At 37.1% G+C, this 19,273-nt stretch carries 11 protein-coding genes; 3 read left to right on the top strand and 8 right to left on the bottom strand.

From position 1 onward, the window contains the following. Nucleotides 1–78: 78 nt before the first annotated feature. Entirely contained in the window at nt 79–1,188 is a 1,110-nt protein-coding gene (locus FORMA_RS07545; protein ID WP_069675084.1) for an alkaline phosphatase, read from the bottom strand. Between the two features lie 293 nt (nt 1,189–1,481). Between FORMA_RS07545 and FORMA_RS07540 the strand changes: the two genes are divergently transcribed. Next, entirely contained in the window at nt 1,482–3,449 is a 1,968-nt protein-coding gene (locus tag FORMA_RS07540) for a gliding motility-associated C-terminal domain-containing protein (RefSeq protein WP_069675083.1), read from the top strand. Between the two features lie 23 nt (nt 3,450–3,472). Here the strand turns inward: FORMA_RS07540 and FORMA_RS07535 are convergent, their stop codons facing one another. The 4 genes from FORMA_RS07535 to gltB form a co-directional block, all read right to left on the bottom strand. Further along, nucleotides 3,473–4,309, bottom strand: coding sequence for a GLPGLI family protein (locus FORMA_RS07535; RefSeq protein ID WP_069675082.1), 837 nt, complete (start codon nt 4,307–4,309; stop codon nt 3,473–3,475). 95 nt (nt 4,310–4,404) lie between these two features. After that, nucleotides 4,405–5,931, bottom strand: coding sequence for a CotH kinase family protein (locus FORMA_RS07530; RefSeq protein WP_083236581.1), 1,527 nt, complete (start codon nt 5,929–5,931; stop codon nt 4,405–4,407). A 137-nt stretch (nt 5,932–6,068) separates the two neighbouring features. Beyond that, nucleotides 6,069–7,535 carry a glutamate synthase subunit beta gene (locus tag FORMA_RS07525; RefSeq protein WP_069675080.1) on the bottom strand — a complete coding sequence of 489 codons (1,467 nt, stop codon included), beginning with the start codon at nt 7,533–7,535 and terminating at the stop codon, nt 6,069–6,071. Between the two features lie 4 nt (nt 7,536–7,539). Then, the gene (gene gltB / locus FORMA_RS07520) at nt 7,540–12,039 is read right to left on the bottom strand and encodes a glutamate synthase large subunit (RefSeq protein ID WP_069675079.1); all 4,500 of its coding nucleotides are present in this window, start codon (nt 12,037–12,039) and stop codon (nt 7,540–7,542) included. A gap of 444 nt (nt 12,040–12,483) precedes the next feature. Between gltB and FORMA_RS07515 the strand changes: the two genes are divergently transcribed. Next, entirely contained in the window at nt 12,484–13,476 is a 993-nt protein-coding gene (locus FORMA_RS07515; protein WP_069675078.1) for an outer membrane beta-barrel protein, read from the top strand. A gap of 211 nt (nt 13,477–13,687) precedes the next feature. On the opposite strand, the gene FORMA_RS07510 is transcribed toward FORMA_RS07515, so the two are convergent. Beyond that, a complete protein-coding gene (locus FORMA_RS07510; protein ID WP_069675077.1) occupies nt 13,688–16,264 on the bottom strand; it encodes a phosphoenolpyruvate carboxylase in 2,577 nt (858 codons plus the stop codon). Nucleotides 16,265–16,521: 257 nt separating this feature from the next. Between FORMA_RS07510 and FORMA_RS07505 the strand changes: the two genes are divergently transcribed. After that, the gene (locus tag FORMA_RS07505; RefSeq protein ID WP_069675076.1) at nt 16,522–17,499 is read left to right on the top strand and encodes an NAD(P)H-dependent flavin oxidoreductase; all 978 of its coding nucleotides are present in this window, start codon (nt 16,522–16,524) and stop codon (nt 17,497–17,499) included. Nucleotides 17,500–17,516: 17 nt separating this feature from the next. On the opposite strand, the gene FORMA_RS07500 is transcribed toward FORMA_RS07505, so the two are convergent. Further along, nucleotides 17,517–18,137: a LysE family translocator gene (locus tag FORMA_RS07500; protein WP_069675075.1), complete on the bottom strand. Its 621-nt coding sequence runs from the start codon at nt 18,135–18,137 to the stop codon at nt 17,517–17,519. A gap of 2 nt (nt 18,138–18,139) precedes the next feature. Continuing rightward, entirely contained in the window at nt 18,140–19,183 is a 1,044-nt protein-coding gene (locus tag FORMA_RS07495) for a quinone-dependent dihydroorotate dehydrogenase (RefSeq protein ID WP_069675482.1), read from the bottom strand. Between the last annotated feature and the right edge of the window lie 90 nt (nt 19,184–19,273).

The following is a 19,273-nucleotide window of genomic DNA, read 5'->3' as shown; positions in this document are numbered from 1 at the left end:
TGACTGTATAAAGTTAAGGTAATTAAAAGAATATTGATTGCGTTTTGAAATAAAATTATAAATCTAAAGAGTATCGATTTAATCCATACCCCATTCAGTGAGCTCAATGATTTTGTGAAAAATATCTGTATTGTCGTACACTCCAGAAAATTGTGCTGCACCTGGACCATACGCAAAAACTGGGATTAGTGTCGCCGAATGTCCACCAGTAGAAAATCGAGGATCGAGTTTGTTATAGCTGTCGTAAATTTTACCTTCGCTTGTCCGGTAAGGGGCACCCGAAAGTGTAAATCCGCCCGTTTCGTGATCTGAAGTTACCACCACCAAGGTTTCTCCATCCTGAGCAGCAAAATCCAATACTGCCCCAATAAGCTCGTCAAAATCGATAAGCTCAGAGATCAAATAAGGGGCATCATTATCGTGTCCTGCCCAATCTATTTGTGAGCCTTCCGACATCAAAAAGAAAGGGGTGTTATTTTGATGTAAAAACTGCACACCCAACAAGGTAGCTTCTGACAAGAAATCGCCCCTGCCCTCACTCATTTTCGGCATATCTTCAGCGCCAAGTAAAAAAGCTTGTTTTGTGTTTGATTTGATTTTATCAAATGAAGTCAATGCGCTTGTATTGGTGGTAAACCCATTCGATTGAAGAGAATCAATAAGATTTAAACCATCTGCTCGTTGATTAAAAAACTTCTCCCCTCCACCTGCGAAATAATCAATTTCTGATTTGGTAAGTTGTAAAGCTATTTCATCTTCGTAGTCTCTATCAGAAACATGAGCATAAAAACAGGCTGGCGTAGCATGTGTGATGGACGAGGTGGCCACAAGACCTGTTTTCACCCCTTTTAATGAAGCAATTTCGACAATATTTTCTAGTTGCTTTGAATCTTCCAAAACGCCGATAGCTCCATTGTAGGTTTTTTGACCACAAGAAAAGGCAGTAGCACTGGCAGCTGAGTCTGTAATATCTTCTATTGAAGAGCTGGTCGTAATGAGTCCTATGTGTTGAAATCTTGAATAATTTACTTCAGATTCTTTATAAAAATAGGCTGAAGAAATTTGTGATAAGCCTGTACCATCGCTGATGAGCAAAATAACGTTCTTAGGGCGTTCACTAGCAGGGCTGTATTCAGAACAACTATAAAAAAATAAAAGCGTAAAAAGTGAGTAAAATTTAATATGCATAAATGAAATTGTGAATAGATAAAAAAATATGTATTATTAAAATGATTTTTTAACTGTTTATTCTGACAAAACAAAATTAAAATATTAATTTGGCAAAATAAACTAAATAAAATTAACCAAACCTAAAATCCACATTATTTCCTTACAATGATTTTCTAAAAACAACAATTATTCTATTTAAAATATAAAAATGACTGTTTATTTAGCAACTCTAAAATTATTTATTAAACTTAAGTTTTTTTTCGTAATTATTTTAGATAGTTAGAATAATCATAAATTCACATTAACCAATTATGAAACATATTTTTTCTTATTTATTATTACTTTTTTCATTTTTATCTGTTTATGCGCAATTAGGGTTTTGTAACGGAAATTCTGGTGCTCCTATTTTTGTAGAAGACTTTGGAGCAGGACCAGGCAGTGTCCCACTACCAAATGGAACTACAACTTATTTGTATTCTACTGGTTTTCCAAACGATAGTTTTTATACTGTACGAAATAGCACTTTTGGGAATCCATATGATTGGCAAGAAATTGAAGATCATACACCTAATGATAGCAACGGAAGATTTCTTATTGTGAATGCAGATTTTACAGCGGGAGAATTTTATAAAACAACTGTAACTGGATTATGCGAATTTACAACTTATGAATTTTCGGCCTGGCTGTTGAATTTATTGAAAGTTCCTGGATTTTGCGTTGATTTGGGAATCGAAATTCCAATTAATGTCAAATTTCAAATATGGGACAGCAACGAAACTACACTTATAGCAAGTGGAGATACTGGAGATATTTATGCAACAGCAGCTCCTACATGGGGTGAGTTTGGTTTAGTTTTTCAAACTCTAGAAAACCAACAATCTGTTGTCTTAAAAATGCTTAACAATGGCGGGGGCGGCTGTGGAAATGACTTAGTAATAGATGATATTGAATTCAAAACTTGTGGAGATAATGTAGTCGTAACAGATGAATTAGATAATACTTCTTTAACAATTTGTAATAGCGAAACACCCTATGCCACAACCTTAACTTCTACTCCTGATTTTGCAGTTTTTACATCTCATTTTTATCAGTGGCAAGAAAGTTCAGATGGTGTAACATGGCAAGATATTGATGGAGAAACAAACCAAAATATAAATCTTAATGTTACATCTGGAGGGTTTTATAGAACAAAAGTTTCTGAATTTGAAGATAACCTATCAAATGAACAATGTATATTACTTTCAGATTTATATCAAATCTCAATCAATCCGAATCCTCCTGCGCCAAATAACAATGGAGATGTTAGTTTTGATTGTAGTTTAAATGAAGCGATTTTATCTGTAACCTCAAATTCAAATACTAGCGTCAACTGGTACGATGCTGCTTCAAATGGACAACTTTTACAAGCAAACAGTTTGACCTATACCGCTAATGCTGTTGGTACCTATTATGCGGAAACGATCGATAACATTACAGGTTGTGTCTCTACATCAAGAACAGCTGTAATTACTGAAACATATACTACTGCACCAACAGCAGAAACCCCACAAACTTTCTGTGGTTCAGTTCTTTTACAAGAACTCCAAACCAATGGTGAGAATATTAAATTTTATACCGATCAATCCGGAGGAACCTTGCTTGATGAAACTACTGAAATTAGTGATGATACTACTGTTTATATTACGCAAACTATAGATGACTGTGAAAGCCAGGATTTAGTTGCAGTGGAAATTATTATTGAAAACCCTACCATTTATACAGATAATTTTGAAATCCTATATTGCCTAGACAGTACCCCAATAGTTAATTTATTTGATGCTTCCAATGAATTTCTGAGTGATGATTTTATTGGTTTCTTCAATTCTCTTCAAGAGGCTGAAACCGTAAACAATGAAATTGTTAATCCAAATACTTTTATGATCTCTAGTGAGGAGCAAATGATCTATGCGCGTATTGAAGAAGGACTTTGTTACGAAATCTATCCAATATTATTAGTTTCAGAGAACTGTACCCTTGTAATTCCTCAGGCCATATCTCCTAATAATGATGGGTTTAATGATGTATTTGATATTCAGAATCTATACGATGTGCATTTTAATCATACTTTAAAGATATACAATCGCTATGGCCTTTGTATTTTCGAAGGTACAAATGATAAAAAATGGGCTGGCCAGTCAGATGAAGGAAAGTTGGTTCCAGTGGGTACCTATTTTTATGTTCTGACGCTAAATAACGAAGATAACGAAGTGTTTACTGGCTGGGTGTACTGTAATTATTAATCAAAACCTTTAAGCTACTTAGACTAACGGCGTCTCATGCGGTTGTTTCTAAATTCCACCATTTTGTTTTGAATAAGGTCTTGGTATTCACTTTTAGTGACTACAGATCCTTTGCTAGGGGCCTCAATTTCAATGACATCTGAAGGATTGAGTACAATTTTAGAACATAGCATAGTGGTCTCACCAGCACTGACTTCCAATATTAAACCCGGTAACCCCCAATATTCTGAAGGACCATGACGTACAGGGATTTGAGGCGTATACCATGCTTCAACTTCTGTAATATCTACTGACTTGTCGTCTACTTCAGTCGTCTTCTCTTCTGAGTCGTTTGTTGTGCGCATGCGCGACCAAGAAAAAGAATACCACAGCAAATCATCTGTAGGAATAAACGTCGTAGCCTTAAAACAATTGTAATTCCCAATTTTTTTTGTCTCATTTCCAAGCGTCCAAGTCATTGGTTGCAACTGGTCTTTGACTAAAAACTTTTTGCCATAAAATTCTTGTTGCTGAATCTGTTTGTCGCTTTTTACATTTTTATAGTTTTCACCGGCTGCAAAATTCTTACCCCAAGAATCGGTAGCACCAGAAATAGCATCGAGCTGCTCCTGTTCTATAAATAAGGATTCTTCTTTGTTAAATACCAAAACAAATTCTTTTTCTAAACGATTTTTCAAGCGTGCTGCTATTTGTTTTTTTCGGGCTTCGCTCATTCGAGCACCCCATGTACCTAGTTCTAATCTTGATTTTGAAATATAAGTAGCTTTTCCTTGAAAGTCATTTGCAGGCTTATTACCACCACCGATGAGCATAAAAGGAAGAATAAAAAAGGTCAGAATATTAATGATGAGTGCAGGCATATGAAATCAGATTTATTTAGTTTTAAAACAAATCTAATACAACGAGAACAAAAAAAAATTTGATTTATAAAAACATTAACAAAACAAGCCTTAGACTAAAATTCTTGAGCTAACCAGTTTAAGCGAGCCGAAAGCCACTGTTTTAGGTGTGTGACTTCTTCTTCGTAAGTATCGTAATACACTGGATTAGGCCAAACATAAACCCCTAAACTTTGCCAAATCCCATAGTTAAATTCCTGAGCACTGTTAAGGTATGAACTCGTATCATCGATGAATTGATTGAAGTAGCCTAAACTGTTGTAATAATAATCGAATCGTTCCTCAACTAAAGCTTGAAAATAAGGGTCTTCAAACATTCTACTGATCCAAAGATTGTCTTTTACCCAAAAGCCATCGACGTATTGAGAGTCAGCATAATCCACGTTTCCGTAAGACAAATCGAAGTCCCATAAAGGCCCCATTTTAATTTTTTCGCCAGGGATATACGTAAAATAAATACTTGAATACCATTTGGCATCTACAGTTTTGGCAATCTCGTTAATTAAAAACCAATCCACAAAACTATCTAAATCCACAAAGGCACGGTATCCTGCATCAGGATCCGTAAAATCTGGACCAAATAAAACAGATTCAAAGTTATTAATGTGGTTTTCTATAAGTTCAAACTCTGGAGAACCATAACCAATATTTGGCGCCTTGATGTTAAAAACATTGGAATTGTATTCTTGAGTAAATATCGTAGGAGTAAAAAACACATCATCTGGATCTACTCTTTGTTGCTGATCAATTTCAATTAAATAACCATCATCACCAATTTGCACCCTGTTACTGCTTTCTTCTGCTTTTTGTGCCAAAAGGTATGTCCCTTGATGAGTATTGTTTAAAAATAATTCAATGTATTCCCCTGTGGGTGTATAATCCAAGCTACTCATCGCACCCATTTCATAGGTGAGTTTATTGCGCAACATCGTTTTGTCGGAATATTCTGCAAGTAAAACCCATTTTCTATCCTCGGGCATACCCAGAATATTTGTTTTGCTTTCAAATTTAATCTGAAAAGGTTTCTTGGGGTGAAGAAACCAGGTGGAATTTCCACGACCTCTAATTTGAATCGCTGAGTTGTCGATATCGTCATAATTCAATCCGCCAAACAAGTTTAATGTACCGTTGACATACATATCTCTAGAGTCTACAGGAATATTATCAGTATTGATATTGAGGATTGGAAGCCCCGTGAAATAAGTTAAACGAATTGTATAGTTCCAAGAATTAGATTGATCAGAATTAAAAACTTCAAGCTCAACTTCTTTTCCGAAATTATGTGCAGTTACCTCATTTTGAAATGCTGAACCATCTAATTGAATAAATCCACCATCTGACGAAAGTGTTATACTTGCGATCAAATTCTCGATACTGACCTCATAAGGAATAGCTGCCGTAAACGTTTGCATGCCGTCGTAATCCAAAACAATTTCATCCGAAACAGATGCATTCAATTCAGGCTTAAAACTAATCTCAGTCACCGCATAGGAGACCTCGTTTGTTGGCAGCTCCGCACCAACCTCTTCATCGCGACAACCAAGAATTAATAATAATGCAGCTAAAAGATAGATTTTTCTCATAATGTAGAACTTGTATATAAATTTAGATTTAGAACAGTCAATATTTTTGGCTATAAATCGTGGTGAAAATACAATATATCTTAGACTTTATAAAGCATTCAAGGTTTAGTTGTTTTTGTACATCAAAATAGGGAAAACTAAATCCGCGGTAAATCATTATCATCTTTGAGCGGTAAATCTGATGAACCCATCAAAAACGCGTCTATATGGTGGGCTGCTTGACGACCTTCTGATATAGCCCAAACAATAAGCGACTGCCCTCTTCGAATGTCTCCAGCAGCAAACACACCCGGCGTACTCGTCCTGTAGTCTTTAGTTGTAGCTTTTACATTTGTTCTAAAATCAGTTTCTACACCCAATTGATCTACGAGCTGTGAACCAGGCCCCGTAAATCCGAGAGCTAATAAAACCATATCACATGGCCATGTCTTTTCTGTACCAGGAATCTCTTTCAATTGTGGACGCTCACCTTCCTTAAAAATCCATTCAACTTCGCAAGTAACTAAAGCTGTGAGTTGACCATTCTTATCCCCAATAAACTTTTTTGTAGAGACGCTCCAGTGGCGCTCTACTCCTTCTTGGTGAGAAGAGCTCGTTTTCATTTTCATGGGCCAAAATGGCCAGGGTTGGTGTGCAGGGCGACCTTCAGTTGGTTTGTCAAGGATTTCGAAATTTGTTACGGACTGCGCACCGTGTCGGTTAGAGGTTCCAATACAATCTGAACCAGTATCACCACCACCAATAACAATTACATTTTTACCTTTAGCAGAGACAATATCATCAAATGATTTGAGTCCATCAACATATTCATTGTTGAGTTTTAAAAAGTCCATGGCTTGATAAACACCCTTTAAGTCTACTCCATCTACTGGCAAGACACGTCGAGCAGTAGCGCCGCCACAAAGAAGAACCGCATCAAAATTAGTTTTCAATTCTTCAACAGTTACATCAACACCCACATTGGTATTAGGTTTAAAAACGATTCCTTCTTCTTCCAAAACATCAATTCTTCGGTCAATAACAGATTTTTCGAGTTTAAAATCTGGAATACCATAGCGCAATAATCCACCAACTTTAGCATCGCGCTCGAATACAGTAACAAGATGACCTGCGCGATTCAACTGTTGAGCAGCTGCCAGCCCAGATGGACCAGAACCAACAATAGCGATAGTTTTTTCTGTTCTGATGGCAGGAACTTGCGCTTTAATCCAACCTTTGTTAAAAGCAGTTTCGACAATATTTTTCTCAATATTTTCAATACTCACCGGATCTTCGTTGATGCCTAAAACACAAGCCTGTTCACAAGGAGCTGGACACAAACGGCCGGTAAACTCTGGAAAGTTATTTGTAGAATGAAGTATTTTTGCCGCTTTTTCCCAATTTCCGCGATAGACATTATCGTTGAAATCAGGGATGAGATTGCCCAGTGGACAACCACTATGACAAAATGGAATTCCACAATCCATACATCTTGCCCCTTGATTTTTGAGTTCTTTTTCTTTGACTGGTATAGTGAATTCTTTGTAATGTTTCAAACGCTTATCTACGGCATCGTATGATTCGTCTACACGTTTGTATTCCATAAAACCTGTGGTCTTTCCCATAGTATTATTTTTTTACGAGGTTTTCTTCTTCTAATCTTATTAATGCTTGTCTGTATTCTTCAGGAAGGACACGCACAAACTGTTGTACTGAGGTCTCCCATTGTTCCAAAATGCGCTGTGCCAATGGACTTAAAGTATTGTTGTAGTGATTTTCGATGAGCGATTTTAATTCCAAAACATGAGCCTCATCGCTAAGTGGGTCCAAATTAAGCCCTTCCTTATTGCATTTATTTACAAATGTTTTCTTTGGGTCGTAAACATAAGCAACACCTCCACTCATGCCAGCGCCAAAGTTACGCCCCACAGCACCTAAAATAACAGCAACCCCACCAGTCATGTATTCACATCCGTGGTCTCCTATTCCTTCAACAACAGCCGTTGCCCCAGAATTTCGAACACAAAAGCGCTCACCCGCTTTTCCGTTGATGTAAACCGCTCCAGAAGTAGCACCGTACAGAGCTACATTTCCGATAATGATGTTATCCTCAGGGATGATGGTGGACTCATCTGGAATACGAACCGTTATTTTTGCACCAGATAATCCTTTCCCCAAATAATCGTTAGTATTACCTATTACATTGAGTGTGAGCCCTTTAGTTGCAAAAGCACCAAAACTTTGTCCTGCAGACCCTTTAAAATTTATTTTAAGGGTGTTATCGGGCAAACCTTGAGCACCATATATTTTGGATATTTCATTACTTAAAATAGCGCCTACTGCTCTGTTTTCATTATTGATTTTCAAATCTAGAACTGTAGGTTCTTTGCGGAACAAAGCGGGATGTGCTTTGTCGATAATTTCAAAATCCAAGGCACGCTCCAATTGATGATCTTGTTGTTCCGTATTCAGGATATCAACATCATCAGCGACCTCAACTTTGTGAAGGATAGGACTCAAATCTATTCCTCTTGATTTGTAGTGTTCAATAGCAGAATTGCGGTCTAGTTTTTCAACTTTCCCAACCATTTCATCAACTGTTCTAAAGCCCAGTTTAGCCATAATTTCACGTAATTCTTGTGCGATGAAATACATAAAATTCACCACATGTTCCGGTTTACCTTTGAATTTTTTACGCAATTCAGGGTTTTGAGTAGCTATGCCTACAGGGCATGTATTGAGGTGGCAGGCACGCATCATTACACATCCGGATGCAACTAAAGGTGCGGTTGCAAATCCAAATTCTTCAGCACCTAATAAACAGGCAACAGCTACATCACGACCAGTTTTCAACTGTCCGTCACATTCTACAACAATTCTACTTCTTAAGTCATTCATCACTAAAGTCTGTTGTGCTTCAGCAAGCCCCAATTCCCATGGAAGACCTGCGTGTTTTAAGGAAGTCAAAGGCGATGCCCCAGTTCCTCCATCGTATCCAGAAATCAAAACCACATCCGCTTTGGCTTTGGCTACCCCTGCAGCAACAGTGCCCACACCAACTTCAGAAACCAACTTCACGTTGATACGTGCTTGACGGTTGGCTGATTTTAAATCATAGATCAACTGCGATAAATCTTCAATTGAATAAATATCATGGTGTGGTGGTGGCGAAATAAGCCCTACATAGGGTGTAGAATTTCGTGTTTTGGCAATATCTGGATTAACTTTGGGCCCTGGCAATTGTCCCCCTTCGCCGGGTTTTGCCCCTTGAGCCATTTTAATTTGAATTTCCTGTGCATTAGATAAATAATTGGATGTAACCCCAAATCGACCGGAAGCGACTTGCTTTATGGCACTGTTTTTCCAATCTCCATTAGCATTTTTATAAAAGCGTTCTTGATCTTCTCCGCCCTCTCCAGAATTACTTTTTCCACCAATTCTGTTCATGGCAATGGCTAGATTTTCATGAGCCTCTTTACTGATTGAGCCATAGGACATCGCTCCTGTTTTAAAGCGTTTTACAATATTGGTCCAAGGTTCAACCTCTTCAAGCGGGATGGGATCGTAATTGGTGAACTCAAACAATCCACGGATAGTCATCAATTGTTTGGATTGGTTGTTGATCATTTCTGCGTACTCTTTATACTTCTGAGGCTTATTGGTACGCACAGAATCTTGAAGCTTGGCAATGGAGAGAGGATTAAAGAGGTGATGTTCTCCATTTCTTCTCCACCGGTACTGACCACCCATTTCTAAGTCAAGAGCCGCATCAATTGATTTTTTAGTGTAGGCCGAAGCATAGCGCTTTGAAATTTCTTTTTCCAGTTGATGTAAATCAACACCCTGAATTCGAGTGGCTGTATTTGGAAAGTATTTTTCAACAACTTGAGTGTTGATCCCAATACATTCAAACAACTGTGATCCACGGTATGAATTGAGTGTAGAAATACCAATTTTATTCATCACTTTAAGAATCCCCTTGCCTACTGCTTTGTTGTAATTGGCAATTGCCTTTTCTGTATCTGCCTTTGGATCGATAGCCAAAACTTCGTCCTCGATAATTTCGTTTACCATATACGGATTAATGGCACTTGCACCGTAGCCAAACAATAAAGCAAAGTGATGAACTTCTCTAGGTTCAGCAGATTCTATAATGATACTGATCTTGGAACGTTTACCCAATTTTTGCAATCCGCTATTGATAAACGAGCAGGCTAAAAGAGCAGGAATAGGGGCTTGATCTTTAGTTACATTACGATCGGACAAAATCAAGATATTAGTTCCTTGATCAACATGCGTTGAAGCCGTTTCTAAAAGCGCGTCTAAGGCATCTTCTAAGCCGTTGTGCCCCTTGCTAATGTCGTATAAAATTGGAACTGATGTAATCTTGAAGTTAGGATGATCGTAACTCTTGATTTTGTCTAGATCCTGTTTTGATATTACAGGATTTTGGATTTTAAGCTTTTTGCAATGGGTTTCATTAATTTCAAAAATATTATGGTCGCTCCCTAGCGTTAAACTAATATCCGTAATTAGCTCCTCGCGAATTCCATCCAAGGGCGGATTGGTTACTTGAGCAAACAATTGTTTGAAGTAATTATATATAAGTTGTGGGCGCTCAGACAATAATGCCAATGGCGTATCGCTCCCCATTGAACCGATCGGTTCCTTTGCCTGGTTGGCCATCGGAAGAATCACTGTGTTGATATCTTCTTGAGTGTATCCAAAAAGTACTTTCCTTTTGTTTAGAGGTTCTTGATTAAGAAACACTGGACAGTCATTGTAAGGAATTTCTTTAAGGTATACCAGCTCGTCGTCCAACCATTTTCTGTAAGGATTTCTTGAAGCAATATCTTCCTTGATTTCTTCGTCGTTCACAATACGTCCTTCATTCATGTCGACTAGGAACATTTTCCCAGGCTCCAAACGACCATGCTGAGCAACATTTTCTGGTTCCAATTCGATGACGCCAATTTCAGAGGACATGATAACGTATCCGTCCTTTGTCACTGAATAGCGTGAAGGTCTTAGGCCATTTCGATCCAAAACAGCGCCAATAAAGTTTCCATCTGTAAATGGAATTGAAGCAGGACCATCCCAAGGCTCCATCAAACAAGAATTGTATTCGTAAAATGCTTTTTTTGTCTCAGACATTTCATCATTTTTCTCCCAAGCTTCAGGGATGAGCATCATCATAACTTCAGGCAAAGAACGCCCTGTCATTAAAAGCAGCTCTACAGCCATGTCCATTGAGGCAGAATCAGATTTTTTGGGTAAAATAATGGGGAGAATAGATTTAATATCTTCACCAAACCAATTGCTCGCCAATAAAGCTTCACGTGATAGCATTCGGGATACATTTCCGCGCAGGGTGTTGATTTCTCCGTTGTGACACATATATCTGAATGGTTGTGCTAAATCCCAAGTTGGAAATGTATTGGTGGAAAAACGCTGATGCACTAATGCCAGGCGGGTAACAAATAAAGGATTTTCTAAATCTTTGTAATAAAGCTTGATGTCTTCAGGGATAAGTAAGCCTTTGTATATAATGATTTTGGTTGAAAGACTCGGGAGGTAAAAAAAGTTGCTTTCAGATAGTTTGGAATTATATATTTCGTGTTCGGCTTTCTTGCGCGCGATAAAGAGTTTTAATCTAAACTCAAAGTCCTTTTGCTCCACATCGCTTTTGTTAATGAAAATTTGCTTGACCATAGGCTCCGTTTGTTGGGCTATGGACCCCAGAACCGAATCATCAACAGGAACAGTTCTCCACCCCAATATCTTAAGTCCTTGTTCCTTGATGTATTTTTCAAAAACGGAAATACAATAATTTCTTTGATTCTCTTTTTTTGGCAGGAAGACATTACCAGCTGCATATTGACCAAATTCAGGCAAATCAAAAGCGCAATCTTTAACGAACAGTTCATGTGGAATATCCGTAAGAATTCCAGCGCCATCACCCGTCTTACCATCCGAACTAACAGCCCCCCTGTGTTCTAGGCGCTCTAAAATCTGAAGTGCCTTGTGAATAATATCATTTGACTTGTTACCTTCAAGGCTACAAATAAATCCAGCACCACAATTATCGTGCTCGAATTCTGGCAAATACATCCCTTGTTTTTTCAACATAAGCTTATTTTAAAATATGATTTTAATCAAAATAGTGATGTAATATAAGGACAATAATAGCACCAACAATAATGGCCTGTGCATTATTATGATTTTGATAATTTAGGCGCTTTAAAATGTGTTTTAAGTATAAAGACCCCTTGGTTTTTGTTGAATTATCAACACTTTTTTTTTAAGAAATTTAAGCATGGACATTTTAAAATAAAAGACCAATTAAATAAACTTAAATCCACTTATAAAATTGAAAAAATCAAATTTATACCCAAAACAACAATGTATATTTCACAATATTTCAAAATATTATTATTAAACCCCTAAATTTTTAGGGGTTATTTTTATTAAGTACATAAAAATTTATTTATATACCTTATTTTTTTGGGGGTTATTGATTTTATAAGCTATGTTTGGGCCATTAATCACTAAAAACTAATTAATTAATTTATTATGAAAAAGATTTTTACATTATTAACGATTGCATGCACTTTTGCAATTTCCGCACAGGACGAAGCACCAAAACTTTCTATTTCAGGATCTGTTGATGTTTATGGCACAGTAAATTCCGTTGACGGGGCTGGAGCACCTGGAGTACTTATTGCTAACCCTGATAATGCTAACGGATTTGGATTAGGTATGGCAAACACCGTATTTTCTTATGACGGCGCAAAGTCTGGAGTTGTAGCTGATATCGCTTTTGGTCCAAGAGCTGATGACGCTAACATGGCTGGTGCGATTAACCAGTTATACGCTTATTACAACTTGAGTGAGTCTGTAACTATTACTGCAGGTCAGTTCAACACTTTCCTTGGTTACGAAGTTATCTCACCTGCTTCTAACTTTAACTACTCTGTATCTTATTTATTTAATGCTGGACCGTTTTCGCACACTGGTGTTAAATTAGACTACGCAGTTTCTGAAGATTTATCATTATTATTTGCTGTAACTAACGGACATGCAATTACAAGTGATGATGCTAGTAGTACAGGAGACACACAGTTTGGAGCTCAAATTGGATACAAAGGTCAATACCTAAACTTTATCTACGGAACAGTTGATGAAAGTTCAACATCCGATAACTTATTTTTAGATTACACTGGTGGATTTGATTTAACTGATTCATTTTATGTTGGAGTTAACGCTGCCTATGCGTATTCTGACGATAGCGAATCAGGTTACCAAGGTCTTGCACTTTATTTAGAAAATTCTTTTTCTGATAAGTTTGCATTAGGAGTTAGACCAGAATTTTTCACTACACTAAGTGAAGCTGATGGAGACACAGATGTAACTGCAATAACGCTAACTGCTAACACAAAGTTGGACGATAATTTTACACTGATTTCTGAATTAAGATTTGACAGCTCTGATGATTATGCTATCGAAGGATTGCCATCAGAAAAAGATGCTACAGTTTTCACTGTTGCCGCGATCTACAGCTTCTAAGACATTAAAAACATTTTTTTGTTTGTGATTAAAAAGTCCTTAGGTATTCGTACTTAGGGGCTTTTTTCGTTGCGTACTGTATACACCAAAGTAAATGAGGTCATACACAATATACCCATAGTAGGTTTTGATAAATACCAATTTGATTCTTATTGAAGACTTATTCAGAAAGAAAAAACCCTAAAGCAAAATGCTTTAGGGTTATGTTTTGTTAGGCAGAGTTTCTACTCGCATTGATGATGCCATACAGCGTACGCGTCACAATCTTTTCAAACACCTCAATTTGCTCCTTATCGATGGTTTTTTGTTTTTGTAGCTGCTGAATCTTTCTTAGCGCATATTGCTGTATCGTTACTAAGGGCAGCACAATAGACTCACGAACCTCTATTGAAGCTTTTCCACTTGGTTCATTTTCCATTAACTCTTTGCAGCCAGTAACTTTTAACAACAAGCGTAAGCTTAACTCATACTCACTGTAAATTATATTCCAAAATGGACCAAACTCTTCATCTTCGGCCATATATTTTGTAAGTGCAAAAAACGATTTACTCAGAGACATCATACTGTTCTCAAGAAGGGTTTTAAAGAAACTAGAGTTGTTGTACAAAGCAATGACCTTTTCCAGCTCTCCTCGATCTTCAAAAGAACGAATAGCAGTTCCAACCCCAAAAAATCCTGGAACATTTTGCTTCAACTGACTCCAAGAGCCTACAAAAGGTATTGCTCTTAGATCAGAAAAAATCAAGCGGTCTGATTTTGATCGCTTTGAGGGGCGACTCCCAATGTTGGCTTTGGCATAGTATTTTAATGTACTGATACGCTCTAGATATGGAATAAACTTGGGATGCCCTTTGAAGTCTTGATAAGCTTTATAGCTCAAGGTTGCTAACTCATCCATAGTTGCACGGTCTTCATCGGAAAAGCCTTTGTTTTCCGAACCTAAACTATTGGATAGCCCAGAGCTTATCAATTGTTCTAAATTATATTTTGAGGAATCTGGAGTTCCAAAATTAGAGCTTATAGTTTGCCCTTGAATCGTAAGCTGAACTTCTTTGTCCTCAATAGTTGGGCCAAGAGAAGCATAAAACTGATGCGTTTTTCCGCCGCCTCGGGCTGGAGGGCCACCTCGCCCGTCAAAAAAGACAACATCAATATTGTATTGCTTTGATATTTGTGTCAATGCCTCTTTAGCCTTGAATATTGCCCAATTAGCCATAAAATACCCGCCGTCTTTAGTCCCATCAGAAAACCCTAACATTATGGTTTGCTTTTGCCCACGAGATCTTAAGTGCGCTTTGTATGCTTTGTTGGTATACAATTGCTCCATCACTTTAGGTGCATTCTCCAAATCTGTAACCGTTTCAAACAACGGAACTATGTCGATTGAAAGTCGATCGTTAAATGCTACCAGTTTTAGCATGGCATACAATTGCATCACATTCAAGGCAGTTTGATTGTTACTAATGATATAGCGGTGTGCGCCTTTTTCTCCGTTTGTATTTTGAATCTCCTTGACTACCTTGATGGTTTGAAGTGTGTTTTTGACTAATTCATCTTCAAAAATAGAAGTATCAAGTACAGCATCTAGTTCAGAGAGAACATTAATTTGTTGATCCTCAGACAACTCATTGTAGTTTTCTGGAAAGATTTTGTTATTAGCTTCTTTAGATTTTTCAACAATTTTTGAAAATACGCTGTGGTGAATTCTACTGTCTTGGCGTATATCCAAAGTTGCAAAATGGTGTCCAAAAAGTTGAATTTTATTGATCAAGCTCGTAATTTCACTTAAATACAAAGAATGATGATCGCGCTTAACAATTTTTCTAACTTCTTTCAATTCGCTAAGAAAAGCTTCTAGGTCAAATGCTCCAGGCTTGTCAATTGCACTGTATGCATTTGCTATCAAATCATTTAGTGAGTCTTCTACCCCACGAAAGGTGAGTTTTCTGCGAAGTTTTTTTAAATCCTTGGCGTAATTTTTCAATATTGATTTTTGAAGTAACCCAGCGACTTTCAAAGTGGTGTCCGGAAGGACAAATGGGTTTCCATCACGGTCTCCGCCTGGCCAAAACCCAATATTTATAATTTCATTTTTTATGATTTTGTGGTCGTAAATATTTTGCTGTATGTAATCAAAAATAGATCCAAAAGAATCGTAAAATACGTTTTCTAAATACCATATAAGGTTTACAGCTTCATCATAAGGTGTAGGTTTCTTATGCTTAAAGAATGGGGTTTTACCTAGTTGAGCAAGTAAATTATTGATTCGACTCAAGTCGTTATCCTTAATCGCCTCGGTTAGATCTGTGATGATTCCTAAAACTGAGCCAGGGTAAAATTGAGTGGGGTGTGCCGTCAGAACAATACGGACCTTAAACTCATCCAGGTACGCTTTTAGCTCTTCTATTTTATTTTCTGAAAATGCTTTCTCTTTCAAACTGCGTAAAGTCCCAATCCCATCCATGTTATTGATGACCGGAAAAGCAGCATCTTCAATGGCATCAAATAAAACTACCTGACGCTCAATGTACTGAATAAAACGAAACAATAATTTGATTTGGCTTTTCTTAGTACGTCGTGCTTGATACTTTTGAAAAAACGTCTCGACAATAGCGCTAGGGTTATCGCCAGCAGCATAACCTTTTTCACAAGTTTCGTGAAACAAAGGAAGCAAGACCCCTGTCTTTGTGATTTGGTCAAAAGGAAGTGTCATGAATATACTATTGTATATCTGAAATTTTGATAACACATTTTTCTTGAAACGCTCTAATTTAGGTTGAACTGCCATGAGAATCTATTAAATTGGGTGTAAAGATAATAAAGCTATCTTCTTAAAGCATAACAGATAAAACAAATTGCTGATTTAGCAATCATACTTACTATAATTAGCAAATATTCAATAAAGTATAGGGTTTTTTAAATATTCATGATGCTGAAAAAAGAATCTACACAACAAGAATAAAATAGAATCTAAGGAATAACATCAAATTTATCATAAAATCACAAACAGTAGTTTTTTTAATTATTATATTTAAAACAAAAAAAATGAGCAAACCAAAATTCCAAAATTCTCTTAACATACCAGTTATAGCAGCCCCTATGTTTTTGATATCTGGCCCTAAATTAGTCATAGAATGCTGTAAAAACGGTGTTGTTGGGACCTTCCCAGCTCTTAATCAACGAACGACAGAAGGGTTTGAAGAATGGGTTATTGAAATCAAAACTGCACTCGATCATTTTGAGAAAGAAACAGGACAAACCCCTGCTCCTTTTGGTGTAAATCTTATTGTTCACCAGACTAATCCAAGAGTTCAAGCGGATTTGGCTGTTTGCATCAAACATAAAGTCCCTTTAATCATTACCTCATTGGGTGCAGTACCTCAACTTGTAGGAGCTGTTCATAGTTATGGAGGTCTTGTTTATCATGATGTCATAAAAAAACGACATGCAGAAAAAGCAGCTGAAGCAGGCGTAGACGGCTTGATCTTGGTTTCCGCAGGAGCTGGTGGCCACGCAGGTACATTAAACCCAATGCCATTTGTTGCTGAAATAAAAAAGTTTTTCAAAAAGACCATACTGCTTTCAGGCTGTATTTCCAATGGAAGAGATGTTGCTTCAGCCTTGCAAATGGGTGCAGATTTAGCTTATATGGGCACACGATTTATCAATACAAAAGAAAGCAAGGCACCTGAAGAGTATAGAAATATGATCATCAATTCTGGTGCAAGTGATATTGTGTATACCGCAGCGATTTCTGGGGTTTCTGCAAACTTCCTTCGCCCAAGTCTCGAAGCTATGGGCATTACAGAAGAAATGCTATCCGGAACCAAAAAAATTGACTTTGGAAACGAACTCAATGCGATGGAAAAAGAAGCAAAAGCATGGAGTACCATTTGGTCGGCTGGACAGGGCGTAACCACAATTCAAGACAATCCTTCAGTAAAAAAACTCGTTGAAAAAATGAAAGAAGAATTTATAAATGCCATCAAAGAACAGAACGAGTTATTGAAATTGTACAAATAAAAAATCGGAGGAATTGTCTATCCCTTTAAAATCACCAATGCAATTCCTACAAAAAATCCTGACTGCAAACGGTTCAAAAGTTTTATTCTTTTTGGAGAATTAAAAACTAATTTGGAGAAAAAACCAGACAAGAACACAAAAGAAGAAAACACAATGAACGAAGTAATGATAAACAAAAATCCTAAGCCATAAAACTGTTTAAAAAGGGGAACAGAATCACTAAAAATAAAAGCAGGAAAAAAAGCTAAAAAGAAAATAGAGACCTTTGGGTTCAGTACATTCATTATAAATCCTTGTTTAAATAATTGAATAAAATCTTTTGATGAAGCTACAGTGGATAAAGCACTCAAACTTTGTTTTGATTTATAAACTTTAAACGCCAAAAAGAGCATATAAGCAGCACCAAAAACTTTCAGTATTAGGTATATTTCGTCATTAGCCTGAATAAATGCAGACAACCCAAAAGCCACCAAAGTGGTGTGAATTAGACAACCAGACATTAAACCACAAACTACTGCCATCCCAGACTTTTTCCCATAAGCCGCACTTTGGATGAGTACAAAAATATTATCTGGGCCAGGTGAAAATGCTAAAGTTGCTGTAGCAATTACAAAGGATAGTAGAATCTCGAAGTTCAAAATTAGACTGATTTTGTTCGTTTGAGCAGCGCTCTATTAATGCGCTTGATAAGTGCAGGGCCCTCATAAACAAATCCAGTGTAGATTTGAAGTAAATCCGCACCAGCATCGATTTTCTCAAGAGCATCCTCAGCCGAATGAATTCCACCAACGCCAATTATTGGAAACGCCTTGTTGCTTTGTTTAGACAAATATCTAATTACCTCTGTGCTCTTGGATTTAAGCGGTTTACCGCTCAAGCCTCCATTGCCAATAGCTGCTAAAGCTTCCTTGGAAGTCTTCAGTTCGGAACGTGAAATGGATGTGTTAGAGGCTATCACACCTGCGATGTTTGTTTGCACAATCAGTTCTATAATTTCATCGAGTTGATTGGTATTTAGATCTGGAGCAATTTTAAGTAATATAGGTTTTTGAAGCTCGAAGGTTCTATTGATGCGCTTCATTTCTGCAATAAGCTCTTCTAGGTATTCTTTATCATTGAGTTTAGCATGACTTCCTACATTTGGACAACTGACGTTAAGCACAAAATAATCTACATAAGGATGCAATGCCTTGAAGCAAGTTGCGTAATCCTCCGTGTATTGATCTGGGGAAGTTGCTGTGTTTTTCCCAATATTTCCGCCGATTATAAGTTGTTTTTTATTCCTTTTAAGTTGTTTGATTACAGCCTCCAATCCTGCGTTATTAAAGCCCATTCTATTGATAAGACCATTGTCCTCTTTGAGTCTAAAGAGCCGCTTCTTGGGGTTGCCATCTTGGGCTTTTGGCGTAACTGTTCCAATTTCTATAAATCCAAATCCAAAATTGGCTAACTCATTGTACAGGACGGCATTTTTATCAAATCCAGCCGCAAGACCAACAGGGTTTTCAAACTTGAGGCCAAATAACTCACGTTGTAAATCAGAGTGCTTTACCTTGAACATGCCGCGTAGTAAATTAGGAACGAATGGAACTTTAGAGATTAATTTAATAAAATCAAAGGTGAAATAATGTACCGTTTCAGGGTCAAATTTGAAAAGAAGAGAACGAATAACTGCCTTGTACATGTCAACGGTTTGATTGCAAAAATACATTAATTTAAGAACACAAAAAAGACTCAAAACAAAAGAAGCTTAAGATTTGTCTTGTATGTTTAG

The sequence above is a fragment of the Formosa sp. Hel3_A1_48 genome, assembly GCF_001735715.1.
In the GTDB taxonomy this organism is placed as follows: domain Bacteria; phylum Bacteroidota; class Bacteroidia; order Flavobacteriales; family Flavobacteriaceae; genus UBA3537.
This window is presented reverse-complemented; position numbering and strand designations above follow the sequence as displayed.

Coding starts and splice junctions, on each gene's coding strand:
- FORMA_RS07545 (WP_069675084.1), bottom strand. CDS start 1,188: ATGCATATTAAATTTTACTCACTTTTTACGCTTTTATTTTTTTATAGT.
- FORMA_RS07540 (WP_069675083.1), top strand. CDS start 1,482: ATGAAACATATTTTTTCTTATTTATTATTACTTTTTTCATTTTTATCT.
- FORMA_RS07535 (WP_069675082.1), bottom strand. CDS start 4,309: ATGCCTGCACTCATCATTAATATTCTGACCTTTTTTATTCTTCCTTTT.
- FORMA_RS07530 (WP_083236581.1), bottom strand. CDS start 5,931: ATGAGAAAAATCTATCTTTTAGCTGCATTATTATTAATTCTTGGTTGT.
- FORMA_RS07525 (WP_069675080.1), bottom strand. CDS start 7,535: ATGGGAAAGACCACAGGTTTTATGGAATACAAACGTGTAGACGAATCA.
- gltB (WP_069675079.1), bottom strand. CDS start 12,039: ATGTTGAAAAAACAAGGGATGTATTTGCCAGAATTCGAGCACGATAAT.
- FORMA_RS07515 (WP_069675078.1), top strand. CDS start 12,484: ATGAAAAAGATTTTTACATTATTAACGATTGCATGCACTTTTGCAATT.
- FORMA_RS07510 (WP_069675077.1), bottom strand. CDS start 16,264: ATGGCAGTTCAACCTAAATTAGAGCGTTTCAAGAAAAATGTGTTATCA.
- FORMA_RS07505 (WP_069675076.1), top strand. CDS start 16,522: ATGAGCAAACCAAAATTCCAAAATTCTCTTAACATACCAGTTATAGCA.
- FORMA_RS07495 (WP_069675482.1), bottom strand. CDS start 19,183: ATGTACAAGGCAGTTATTCGTTCTCTTCTTTTCAAATTTGACCCTGAA.